We start from the raw sequence: 12,491 nt of genomic DNA on the forward strand, positions 1-12,491 counted from the left end.
ATTGTAATATCTAGTATAGATATTCAAAAGCTACGATATCAAACTCTCCAAAATTACCAGTTTCACTAGCGCTAAAGCATGAAGCCATGATAGAATTTGGATCATATCTGTATGGAGTACCTGGAATATGAACAGCTCCACTTGGGTTTGCTAATTCTCCAAAACTTGGACGTCCACAGCTTTCACGCGTAAACCAGTCGCTATGGCGCATTCCTAAAGTATGTCCAATTTCATGAGTTATTACGTGCTCATTAACACTTAGGCTGTATTGTTCCATTCCAGAAAAGATCTGTACGAATTGGTAAGGATTTCCGTTAGATGGGAATCCTGCTACCCCACCAGCAGCACCTGGAGATTGAAAGATGATAATATCTGCATTTGCCAGATCTGTTCCGAAAGAAAGACTGAAATCTAAACTGATATCAAGATCATTATAATTTTGTACTGCCAACGTAAGTGCTTGTTTTTGTTTAGCAGTTAATCCCTGACTTGATGGTGCATTGAAACCAAGAACTCTAATTGTTTTAGGAGTGCTAACTAGGTTATAAGTACGGTATTGCTTATCTGTAATACCAACGCCACTCATTTCGTTTATCTGACTTTCAGAAAGCATGATATCATCTTCTACTAGATAAGAAGTAACTGTAGAACCATCAGGTCTGTCTACCGCTCTTTTTTCTATACCATCTGTATTGAAATTAAGTGCTTTTAATTTTTTAATAATGTCTTTTGGTACTGCTGCAGATTGTGCATCTGTGGTTTCCAATTCTGTAGACGAGTTGTCATCTGTAGAACAGGCGGTAAATAATAGTCCTGCGATGAGGGCTGCTGCGTAAAACTTAATTTTCATAATTAGTGGTTTTAGTTTGTAGTTATTTTTTTTCTAATAATGCATTAAAGTATTAATATTTTTAGGATATAGTTAACGTTTGTGTTTAATTTTTAAGATTTTCGATAATGAAAGATATTTGTCAGATGAAATGTATATTTCAACAATACTTTTGAAATACTTTTACTACAAATCTTAAAACCTTGATATGGAAGAATATATAATTATTTAGTTAGAATTCTAATCTAATGAGTTCTTGGTAACCCATAATTTCCATCCCAAAATAGCTTTTTGAATGTTGGTTGCCTTTTGAAGATTTACTCGATTCTTAGAAAGGGAAGGCAAGGCTTTCTTATTTATCTTAGAAAGAGTCTTAAAGAATTGCTTTTTCATAAAATTGGTTGATTTCTTTCAAAGATATTGAAATTGAGTAATTTATGTAAAAAAATTAAAGCTTGTAGCTATATGAATTACATAAATCTACAAGCTAATTATTAAAGTTAAGTGATATAGGAGTTGTTTACTTTTCTTTTAATGTAATTACAATTACTCCATTCTTCCCTCTTTCTCCATATTTTTTAATGGCTGTTCTATCTTTTAGGATATATACACTCTTAATGTTTTCTGGATCAATAGCGTCTGTGCTAAAATCTTTACTTTTTATCTCACCATTTACAACAACCAGAATATCTTTATATTTAGGCGTGATATTTAATTTTTTGTCTCCAGATGCAGTTTTTACGATCTTAATAGTATCATCTAACTCAGATTGATCTGTTCTAGATTTAGTGCTAATTTCAATAACCCCATATTTGCCTTCGTTGCCATATTTGTGAGTTGCATTATCACCTTTCAAAACATTTACATATTCAATTGTTTCAGGAGAAATGGTGTTGATATCAAAACCTAAAGGCAATTTTTTACCGTTTAGAATTGTCAATATCTTTTTGTCTTGGGGAGCAGTAACAGTTATGCTTTTCTCTTTAGAACTTTTAGATTGATACACTTCTACCGTATCAACTATTTGAATTCGATTTTTTGATTTGGTAGTATCGCGCTCAAAATTGGTGACAGGGTTACTAGTGTTAATGCTATAATTTTGTCCGATCATCCCGCTAGATCCAGAATTACCCGTTGGATAGTATACCTTTTCTGAACCTGAAGAGAATAAATAGGTTGGTTTATTTGTAGAAGATCGCTCAATAATCGGCTCAACCACCTCTTCCTTGTTTAATTTTGAAATAGTGCCGGTAGTATCATTAGGCAATGAAATTCTTATAGGAGAGGCTGTAGATTTAAATTCAACCTTTTGATCTTCATCAAAGATTATTTCTATTGGCTTTATAGGAGTATTTCCAGATCTTTCGAACTTGCCAGACTCATTATTATTTAAGTTCAAATAAATTATTTGTATTTCGGTAAGATAGCCTTCTTCAGAATATTTCAAATCTTGAAAGTGAAGCTCTATTCCATACTTTTTAAAATTTTCGCTGATAGTTTTAAGCATCTCTGTAGTATGTGTTGAGGTAATGATAGCAGATGCTAGGGTGTCAGGAAACCATTCTATGCTTTCAAGTTTAACTGATGTAACTTTTTTTGTTTGAGCTTCAGTATTCACATTAAAGATGAGCATAAAAGAGAGCAATAATGGAAAGATAAGAGCAATTTTCCAGGAACTGTGAGATTTGTTTTTGGTGTGTAACATAAGTATTCGTTTTTTGATGAATGATTGATAAAATGAATTTGTGAATGATGGGTGATATTCATTAGTAGAGACTTTAACAAGCGCTTGCAGGTATTCTTTTTTCGAAGAGCATCTTTTTACCGTCTCTAGATCTGCTATATATTCTAAGTTCTGGACAATTTTCTTTTTATAAAATGGCATTAAAGGATGAAACCAGAGTAAAAGGGACGCCACATTACCAATTATAATATCTATAGAATGTAATTGAGAAGCATGAACTTTCTCATGGATTAAAATAAGGTCTATATCATCTTTGGAATGTAATGTTGGATTAAAAACAATAAAATTGAAGAAGGAAAATGGTCCAACTAATTTAGTAGACTCTATAAATTTGAAATTTCCATCTCTAATGATCTTGCTGGTATTTATAAAATGAAGTAGCTTCAGAAGTTGAAATATGAATCTTATTAGCAAGGCAGCTGTTATTAATAAATAAATAACTCCCACAATCTGCCACCAATCAATTGTTTCTTCTCTAATTATAGGTGTACTAATAGATCCTACGTTTTCAAATTGGCTATAATCTACCGGTGCCACCAGTATCTTTCTGGTAAGGTAAATTCCTGGCAGAACAAAAGATGTTAGAATTCCTCCTAGCAAATACTTTCTATTAATTTGAAAGTTTGTATCCTTTTGAAGCAGTAAAATGTATAGGATATAGAAAACACTTATAAGTACGGCGCTTTTTAAAAGATAAATTAGAATTATATGCATTATTATCCTTTTTTCTCAATTAATTCTAAGATCTCTCTCAATTCTTCTGCGCTTATCTTTTCCTCTTTTGCAAAATATGAGACCATACTCTTATAAGAATTGTCGAAGAATTTTTGGGTAGCGGTGTTCATAAATTGCTTTTTAAATACCTCTTTGGTAACAATCGGAAAGTATTGATGAGTCTTTCCAAAAGCCTGATGGGAGACATATCCCTTATCTTCGAGGTTTCTTACAATGGTAGATACCGTATTATAATGTAAATTTTCTTCAGTGATCTCTGCAAGGATCTCTTTCACAAAAGCTTTTTTCAGCTTCCATAAAATATGCATGATCTCCTCTTCTTTATTGGTGAGCTTTTCCATTAATACAATTTATAATTAGCTATTCTCAAATATAACTACAAAAATAGTTATAAACCTAATTTTATAGTTTGAAAATGATATTGGTGCAGCAGATTTAGTTTCTTTATCTTCGCAAAAAAATAAATAATGAGTATAGTTTTTATCCTAATAGGCTTCGCTTTGTTAGTTATAGGGGGAGAATTCCTGGTTCGATCTTCAGTAGCACTATCCTTTAAGCTAAACCTTTCTAAGATGGTTATTGGGTTAACGGTAGTATCTTTTGCTACTTCTGCACCAGAACTGTTGGTTAGTTTGCAAGCAGCATTAACAGGATTTTCAGATATTTCATTAGGAAATGTGATTGGTTCTAACATTGCAAATATTGGACTTGTATTAGGGATCACCGCCTTTATTTCACCATTGGCAATAGACAGAGATTTCTATAGATTTAACTGGCCGGTGATGATGATCTTTTCCTTAGCACTTTACTATTTCCTTACCACCGGTAATAATTTGTCTAGAGTAGAAGGGGTAGCGCTGTTATTAGGTATTGTTTTGTATTTATATTTATTGATACGTAGATCTAGAAAAGAGCATATTGAGGTTGAAGGGATTGATGATAAACTGACGAGTACCAGTAATTTTAAAGTAACAATATGGCTTCTAATTGGGGCTGCAGCATTATATGGAGGTTCAGAACTTTTGGTTAAGGGTGCAGTAGATCTCGCAGAAATGATAGGGGTAAGTGAACGCGTAATTTCTGTGACGATTATTGCCGTAGGAACCAGTGTTCCAGAATTAGCTGCATCTGTAATAGCTGCTTTAAGAAAGGAAAAAGCAATTTCTTTAGGAAATTTAATAGGCTCCAATATCTTTAATATTGCATCTGTTCTAGGTCTTACAGCGCTTATAAAACCAATTAACGTTCAGTCTGCAGAAATTCTTAACAATGATATCTTTTGGATGATTGGATTCGCTTTAATCATTATTCCATTAGCCTTCCTTCCCCGTAGATTTATTTTAGGTAGGTATAAGGGGTTTTTGCTATTTGCAGGATATGCAGTTTTCATAGCACTCGCGTTTTTAGATTAATTTAAGGGGTGTTTTAGTTATTTAAGTAAACTTTAAGTTTTTTACCCCTAAATTTTAGGGGGTGTATATATAAATCTTGTATTTTTGCTGAAGTATTTTTAAAAAACAAATAACTTCATATGGCAACTTTAAGATTTCAGGCTCTAAAAGAGACTTTAAATAGAAAACCGATAAAGATAGACGAGGGAGATCGTAGATCAGAACTTTTCGGAAGGAATGTTTTTAATGAAACAGTAATGAGACAATTCCTTACCAAGGAAGCGTATCAGAGCGTAAAAGATGCTACAACCAAAGGAACTAAAATTAGTAGAGGGGTAGCAGATCATATTTCTACTGGGATGAAAGAATGGGCTATCTCCAAAGGAGTTACTCATTATACACACTGGTTTCAACCCTTAACAGGAGCTACTGCAGAAAAGCACGATGCATTTTTTGAAACTATTGGAGATGGACTTGCCATAGAGAAGTTTGGTGGTACTCAATTGGTTCAACAAGAGCCAGATGCCTCAAGTTTTCCACATGGAGGAATAAGAAATACTTTTGAAGCTAGAGGTTATACTGCATGGGATCCAACATCTCCTGCATTTATATATGGAACTACCTTATGTATTCCAACGGTATATGTTTCCTATACCGGAGAAGCATTAGATTATAAAACACCACTTTTAAGAGCATTACAATCTGTAGATTCTGCAGCAACTGCTGTATGTAAATATTTTGATAAGAACGTTAGCAAAGTTGTGGCTACCCTAGGGTGGGAACAAGAATATTTCTTAATAGACTCTGCGTTATACAGATCAAGACCAGATCTTCAACTTTCTGGTAGAACTTTATTAGGTCATTCTCCAGCAAAAGGACAGCAGTTGGACGATCATTATTTTGGGTCTATTCCAAGCAGAGCTTTGGCTTTTATGAGAGATTTGGAAATAGAATGTATGCTTTTAGGAATTCCTGTAAAGACAAGACATAATGAAGTGGCTCCAAATCAATTTGAGTTAGCGCCTATTTTTGAAGAAGCGAACCTTGCAGTAGATCATAACTCCTTATTGATGGATCTTATGGATAAGGTGGGAGAAAGACATAATTTTAAAGTGTTATTCCATGAAAAACCTTTCGCAGGGATCAATGGTAGTGGAAAGCATAATAACTGGTCTTTAAGTACAGATACCGGAACCAATTTATTGAGTCCTGGAAGTACACCTATGAAGAATTTACAATTCTTAACTTTCTTTATTAATACTATAAAAGCAGTTCATGATCATGAAGAATTGTTGAGAGCTACTATTGCTAGTGCCTCTAATGATCATAGACTAGGAGCGAACGAAGCACCTCCAGCTATTATTTCAGCATTTATTGGAAGTCAGCTTACAGAAGTACTTGATGAGCTGGAAAAAGTTACCGATGGAAAATTATCTCCGCAGGAAAAGACAGATCTTAAATTAAATGTTGTAGGTAAGATTCCAGAAATCTTGTTAGACAATACAGATAGAAACAGAACTTCTCCATTTGCCTTTACAGGTAATAAATTTGAATTTAGAGCAGTAGGATCTACAGCCAACTGTGCAAACCCAATGACCGTTCTTAATACTATTGTAGCTAAGCAACTTAAAGACTTTAAGAAAAGGGTAGATGCTTTGGTGAAGGATGATAAAATGAAAAAAGATGACGCCATCTTCAACGTTCTTAGAGAGTACATCAAAGAATCTAAGAAAATTAGATTTGAAGGTGATGGATATGGAGAAGCTTGGCAACAAGAAGCTAAAAAGCGAGGATTGAGTAATAACAAAACTACTCCAATCGCTTTAAGAGCTAAAGTTTCTAAGCAAACTATAGATTTGTACAAGGAGATGAAAGTGATGAACAAAAGAGAAGTTGAAGCTCGTCATGAAATTGAATTGGAAGATTATTCTATGAGAATTCAAATTGAAGGAAGAATCTTAGGAGATATTGCTAGAAATCATGTAATTCCAACTGCTATTAGATACCAAAATGTTTTAATAGAAAATGTACGTGGATTAAAGGAAATATTTGAGCAAGATTTCAAAAAGCATTCAAAAGAGCAGATAGGTATTATTGAAGCTATTTCAGGTCATATTGAACATATCAATGCAGATGTAAATAAAATGACAGATGCTCGTAAAAAAGCTAATGTTATAGAAGATGCTGAAGAGAGAGCATTAGCATACTGTGATAATGTGAAACCATTTTTTGAAGAGATAAGATATCATTGTGATAAATTAGAGCTGTTGGTAGATGATGAAACTTGGCCATTGACTAAATACAGAGAATTATTGTTTACTCGCTAGGTGACATTAATTATATTCCAAGCCACACTTTTTAGTGTGGCTTTTTTTATTTTAAAAATATAGTTGATATTTTTTTAACAAATATTTAACTTTTAGATGATCTGTTAGATATATCGATTTATTGGTTACTTTTTGCACTAGAGGAAACTAAATAGGAAAATGCTATCAGTTAAACCTTACAATTTCTTCTGAAAAAATAAATGCTTTGTGTTAGAGGTAATATAATTCAGTGAAAAATTCGCATATTTAACTGAATATTAAGGTGTTGAGAAGATTTCGTTAAATTGAGTAGCTTAATTATTTAATAGATTTTTAATTTTTGAAAATTACTGACTAACGTATTAATTAAGATGGAAAACCCTAATCACTAAGCGAGAAAGGCTTATTGTTTTCCAGACTTTCCTCCCTACCCCATAGTTTACACCCCAACTATTATAAAGCAAGAAGATCTGGCATTTGCTTGGATTCTACATAAAGTCTATTTATTAACCAATACTATTTAAATTATGAAAAAAGTAATTCTAAGTGCTGCAGTACTCATGTGCGGAGCAGTGATGGTAGCTCAATCCAATTCTAGCGATGTTGATCAATCTGGAATGGGAAATGGTTCTGATGTTGCTCAACAGGGGGCATTGAATACGTCTGAGGTGGTTCAGAAAGGAAAGGAAAATTATAATGAAGTTAGACAAAGGGGGGAATCTAACATGTCTAATGTCTTGCAGGTTGGCCCGCGTAATGATAGTTATGTGCGGCAAATAGGAGACGATAATGAATCTTCAGTTTTTCAAGGAATGCCAGGAAACAGCAGTAAAGATAATTACAGCTTGGTGGTGCAAAGTGGAGATAAAAATGAATCTGAAGTATCTCAGTATGGAGATTATGGATCAGACTTTAATGATTCTTATGTTAGACAGATTGGAGATGAGAATGAATCTGAGGTAGAACAAGAGGGAGATCTTAATTATTCCAGAGTAAGACAAGATGGAAATAGGAATGAGGCAGATATTGAACAAGAAGGAGATTGGAATACTTCTATTTCATTTCAAAATGGCGATAAAAATGATTCTGATGTAGAGCAGGAAGGTGATTATAATTTCGCTAGAACAGAACAACTTGGAGTAGATAACGACTCTGATGTGGAACAGGAAGGCATGAGTAATATTTCCAGAGTGTATCAGGATGGTACAAAAAATGATTCTGAAGTAGAGCAGGAGGGAGATTCTAACCGTTCTAGAGTTTGGCAATTGGGAGAAGAAAACGAAGCTATTCTAGATCAGTTTGGAGATTATAATGTGGCAAAGGTCTACCAAAATGGTGATGAAAACATATCTGATATTGATATGGATGGAGATTATAACAAATCTTTTGTTTCGCAAATAGGTTTGGATAATATTAGCGAAACAGATCAAGAAGGAGATTCAAATAGAAGCGAAGTTTCTCAAGAAGGTGAAGATAACGAATCTGATATGGATCAATTAGGAGATAGGAACAGATCTAGAGTTGTTCAAGGAACGTGGGGCGCCTTAGGGTATTCAAATATGAGTACTGTGTTGCAAGAAGGTAATCGCAATACAAGCAACGTTCAGCAATTTGGAAACGACCATACCAATTCAGTAAATCAATTGGGAAATCAAAATTCTGCGATGACCACTCAAAGTGATCTATAGTAATCTAATTATCTTTGTTCTAAGCCCGTAATCAGATAGGATATAGAAAATGTGTGTTGCCTAATAATTTTTTAAAATACGCTCGTTATTGAGCATTTTACAAATGTTCCTTGTAGTAAGATACAGGGAACATTTTTTTGTTATTCATACTACAAGTTTCTTCTCTAAATAATAGTTGATGGAAGCTTGGATAATTAAAATGAGTAATTATGAACTGCTATTTATTGTAATAGCCTTTGTAGTATCTATAGAACAACAAAGGAGGTTAGTGATCCTGACAGGTATAACAATATAATAGCTATAAGTGAATAGCTGGAATAAGCTTATGTCCTACAAATGGAATAACATTAGGTGCTAAAATGAAGTACTAATTATGAGTTATTTCAAGAAATGTCTTAGATACCAGGCGGTGTAATCTGATTAATTCAAAACTATTTTGCATTAATTAAGAATTGACATTTGTGTTTACTTCAAACGTGTTTATATCTGGTGAATTAGAAAATGTAATTTTTATGATGTGCTTATAATATTATAAATGAGAACGTTGCATAATTTTCTGCACTCATCATTACGATATTATGTGCTAACTTTTTTAACACATTATAAGATTTATATTGCCAGTTCAAAATTAAAATTAACAAAAAATTAACGTTTCGGCAAGTGGTAATATTTTGAGATTACGAGCATATATTTTCTTCACAAAATGGAATAAGGGGAAAAATCCTATAAGGTAATTCTTACAAATAAAAGTACATTTCAATTTCTAAAACTCAGAGTGTTTGATGTTTATGCATTTTATTTAGATATTTGAATTGTTGAATTCAAAGAAATGTTCTTTTAATTGTTGATTTAATAACATTATGCTTAAAATTTTTGAATATGGAATTATCTAATTTCTTATAAGAATTATTTTGCTTAATAATGGTTTCGTTAAAAATGTACACCACGTTTCTTCCCAGGAAACTTTTATGTTAACATAACATTTAATAAATCAATCAATTTTTACAAAGCTCTGAATTATGTTAAACAACAACCTCGTCCCCTCACGATAACCTAATTAATTATGTCTTCCAATCTTTCATTGGAATTATACATAAGTCAATTTATTAACTAAATATATTATCATTATGAAAAAAGTAGTTTTAAGTGTTGCCGCTTTAATGTGTGGCGCAATGATGGTGGCTCAATCCAATTCGAGCGCTGTAAATCAATCGGGGATGACTAATGGGTCTTCCGTTAATCAAACAGGCTTAACAAATGTATCAACAGTAGATCAGGTAGGAGACTCAAATGTATCTGGTGTAATGCAATCTGGTACTAGTAACTGGAATGATACAGATCAACTAGGAGATGGGAATACAGCATCTGCAACCCAAATGGGTCTTGGAAATTATTCTAGTATACATCAAGGTTTTGGTTCTGGATCTTCTATAAATGACGGGAATAGTGCAACAGTAATGTCAACCGGCGACTATAACACTGCTCATATAGATCAATATGGCGATTTAGATGGTTCTGATGATAATACCGCTAGCATAGATCAAACAGGAAATGTTAACGATTCTTATATGGATCAAAATGGAGATATGAACCTTGCTTCAACAGATCAAGTAGGAGATTACAATTCTTCATCTGTTTACCAATATGGAGATTCCAACTCTGCAACTAAAGTTCAATCTGGAGATGGTAATTATTCTACTACTGATCAGTACGGTGATGGAAATAGCTCATCTGTTAGCCAAGTAGGAGTCGCTAACAGTTCTTATGAATATCAATACGGAGATGGTAATGCTATTTCTGAGAGTATAGAAGGAGATGGTAATTACGTTTATGCATATCAAAGTGGAGATTCTAACTCTGCTGTATTAAACGCCACTAAAAACAATCCTGCTTTTTTCGCAGATAACAATGATTTAATTGCAATACAAGTAGGAGATGGGAATAATGTACAGGTAAGAGTTTCTGGAGGAGATGATAACTATGTAGATGCAAGTCAGGTTGGAGATAACAACTATCACCGTATAGGAGTTAGTGGAAATGATAATGAGGTTACTTTAGATGTGGACGGAGATTCTAACAGAGGTGATTGGAAAGTGGCAGATGGATACCCACCAAATGCAGATGATAACGATGTAGAATTAATTCAAGATGGAAATTCAAACTTCTCTACAGGTAGAGTAATGGGAGACAATAACAATGTGGTAGTTAGTCAAGTTGGAAACAGCAACAAAGTAGGTAGTGCATGGTATACCGGAGATGGTGTAGTAATAGACGGAGACTTTAACACTGCAGAGATCTTTCAGAATGGTGATATGAACATGGCTACTTCTTTTCAAACTGGAGATTTTAACCAAAGTTATACAGCTCAATCTGGTTTGAGCCACTCAAGTGCTACAACTCAAATTGGTAATAGCAATACTTCTACAGTTAATCAAAGTAACTAAGCGATAGAGAGCTAGTATAAGATTATTATTAGAAATTACAAAACCTGCTTCGGCAGGTTTTTTTATGTAATGTTCATAGAATCAATTAATAAAATTGCGTTATAACAATTATTTGGGCGTTTTGACGAGTAATTTTTAATAGCCCTAAAGTTTGACTTAGATTCGTCTTGTGATTTTGATGCCCCCCAAGCTTCACGAAAATCACTTTTTGTAATACTCTACTATTATAGATAGGTTCATAATTTTTGAATTGGATTTTAATCAGTTATAAAAATAAAAATTAATAAGTATGAAAAAAGTAATTCTAAGTGCAGCAGCACTAATGATCGGAGCAGTTACATTCGCTCAATCCAATGATAGTGAAGTTATTCAGCAACGCACCGGTAATATGGCAGATGTTGTACAAACTGGAGCAATAAATGAGTCTGATGTTTTCCAAAATGGTGATAACAACAAGGCTTCTGCTACTCAAACAGGTGTAGATAATAAGTCTACTATTGAGCAAGCTGGATCTCAACCTTTCAAAGTGAAGCGTAACCAAGCAACGCTTGTTCAAACAGGAGATAATAATATCTCGTTCGCAAGATCTCAAGATGGAGAAGATAATGTTATTACAACAACTTCAGTTGGTAATTATAACAATGCTTATGTTAAGCAAATTGGTAGCCGTAATGGAAGTGTTATCGATCAACAAGGAGATGGTAACATTGCTAGATCAACAGTAACCTTTAGTAATGATAACTCGTCTACTATTTTACAAGATGGAAATGGTAATGAGTCCAGAACCGCTCAAACATTTGGTCCGGCAAGAGGAGATGGTGGTCTTAATATGTCTTCTGTAACTGTAGTAGGTGATTATAACCGTGCATTTACATACCAAGCTGGTGGTGGTAATACATCTATTATGAAGCAAGATGGTAATTATAATCTATCTGTTACAGATCAAATTGGTAATAATAACTATGCTAGAACTACTCAGCTTGAAAACACAAGTGATAGCTATATTACACAAACAGGAAACGGAAATGGTGCTACTGTTAGACAATATGCTAACGATTTTAATATATCTGATGTTGACCAGGTTGGTAATGACAACAAAGCTAATGTAGATCAGTTTGGTGGAAGCAATGAGTCTACTGTTTTAAGCGTAGGTAACGGTAACATTAATGACGTAGACCAAGGTCTTCAAAGTATTAGTAATCAAGCAAGAAGTTTTGATTCTGTAAGTGCAATTGATCAATTAGGTGACTTTAACAGAACTAGAGTTCTGCAGTTAGGAAACAACCAAATGAGTTCAATTATGCAATCAGGTAACAGTAACGTGGCTACTGTAAGCCAATCTAACTAATCAACT

9 protein-coding genes are annotated in these 12,491 nt (G+C 33.5%); 5 read left to right on the forward strand and 4 right to left on the reverse strand.

Going from position 1 to position 12,491, the window contains the following annotated elements; translation table 11 throughout:
* Window positions 1-10 precede the first annotated feature (10 nt).
* The 4 genes from P163_RS09275 to P163_RS09290 form a co-directional block, all read right to left on the reverse strand.
* Entirely contained in the window at window positions 11-850 is an 840-nt protein-coding gene (locus tag P163_RS09275) for a M57 family metalloprotease (RefSeq protein ID WP_051931198.1), read from the reverse strand.
* 219 nt (window positions 851-1,069) lie between these two features.
* Window positions 1,070-1,222, reverse strand: coding sequence for a hypothetical protein (locus tag P163_RS09280; protein ID WP_034889987.1), 153 nt, complete (start codon window positions 1,220-1,222; stop codon window positions 1,070-1,072).
* 127 nt (window positions 1,223-1,349) lie between these two features.
* Window positions 1,350-3,287 (reverse strand): M56 family metallopeptidase, encoded by a 1,938-nt coding sequence (locus tag P163_RS09285; protein ID WP_034889990.1) that lies wholly within the window; start codon window positions 3,285-3,287, stop codon window positions 1,350-1,352.
* Between the two features lie 2 nt (window positions 3,288-3,289).
* Window positions 3,290-3,649, reverse strand: coding sequence for a BlaI/MecI/CopY family transcriptional regulator (locus tag P163_RS09290; protein WP_034889993.1), 360 nt, complete (start codon window positions 3,647-3,649; stop codon window positions 3,290-3,292).
* Between the two features lie 126 nt (window positions 3,650-3,775).
* Between P163_RS09290 and P163_RS09295 the strand changes: the two genes are divergently transcribed.
* From P163_RS09295 to P163_RS09315, 5 genes are all read left to right on the forward strand, one after another.
* Window positions 3,776-4,720 (forward strand): calcium/sodium antiporter, encoded by a 945-nt coding sequence (locus tag P163_RS09295; RefSeq protein WP_034889996.1) that lies wholly within the window; start codon window positions 3,776-3,778, stop codon window positions 4,718-4,720.
* A gap of 119 nt (window positions 4,721-4,839) precedes the next feature.
* Window positions 4,840-7,026: a glutamine synthetase III gene (locus tag P163_RS09300; protein WP_034889999.1), complete on the forward strand. Its 2,187-nt coding sequence runs from the start codon at window positions 4,840-4,842 to the stop codon at window positions 7,024-7,026.
* Between the two features lie 506 nt (window positions 7,027-7,532).
* Window positions 7,533-8,693, forward strand: coding sequence for a hypothetical protein (locus tag P163_RS09305; protein ID WP_034890003.1), 1,161 nt, complete (start codon window positions 7,533-7,535; stop codon window positions 8,691-8,693).
* 1,127 nt (window positions 8,694-9,820) lie between these two features.
* The gene (locus P163_RS09310; RefSeq protein WP_034890006.1) at window positions 9,821-11,137 is read left to right on the forward strand and encodes a hypothetical protein; all 1,317 of its coding nucleotides are present in this window, start codon (window positions 9,821-9,823) and stop codon (window positions 11,135-11,137) included.
* A 289-nt stretch (window positions 11,138-11,426) separates the two neighbouring features.
* Complete coding sequence (locus tag P163_RS09315; RefSeq protein WP_034890009.1) at window positions 11,427-12,485, forward strand: hypothetical protein; 1,059 nt, start codon at window positions 11,427-11,429, stop codon at window positions 12,483-12,485.
* Window positions 12,486-12,491 lie beyond the last annotated feature (6 nt).

Origin of the sequence: Gillisia sp. Hel_I_29 (genome assembly GCF_000744275.1) — a bacterium.
Taxonomy (GTDB): domain Bacteria; phylum Bacteroidota; class Bacteroidia; order Flavobacteriales; family Flavobacteriaceae; genus Gillisia.

Bases quoted from the DNA above. Each gene is read 5' to 3' on its own strand.
- P163_RS09275 (WP_051931198.1), bottom strand. From the start codon at position 850: ATGAAAATTAAGTTTTACGCAGCAGCCCTCATCGCAGGACTATTATTT.
- P163_RS09280 (WP_034889987.1), bottom strand. From the start codon at position 1,222: ATGAAAAAGCAATTCTTTAAGACTCTTTCTAAGATAAATAAGAAAGCC.
- P163_RS09285 (WP_034889990.1), bottom strand. From the start codon at position 3,287: ATGCATATAATTCTAATTTATCTTTTAAAAAGCGCCGTACTTATAAGT.
- P163_RS09290 (WP_034889993.1), bottom strand. From the start codon at position 3,649: ATGGAAAAGCTCACCAATAAAGAAGAGGAGATCATGCATATTTTATGG.
- P163_RS09295 (WP_034889996.1), top strand. From the start codon at position 3,776: ATGAGTATAGTTTTTATCCTAATAGGCTTCGCTTTGTTAGTTATAGGG.
- P163_RS09300 (WP_034889999.1), top strand. From the start codon at position 4,840: ATGGCAACTTTAAGATTTCAGGCTCTAAAAGAGACTTTAAATAGAAAA.
- P163_RS09305 (WP_034890003.1), top strand. From the start codon at position 7,533: ATGAAAAAAGTAATTCTAAGTGCTGCAGTACTCATGTGCGGAGCAGTG.
- P163_RS09310 (WP_034890006.1), top strand. From the start codon at position 9,821: ATGAAAAAAGTAGTTTTAAGTGTTGCCGCTTTAATGTGTGGCGCAATG.
- P163_RS09315 (WP_034890009.1), top strand. From the start codon at position 11,427: ATGAAAAAAGTAATTCTAAGTGCAGCAGCACTAATGATCGGAGCAGTT.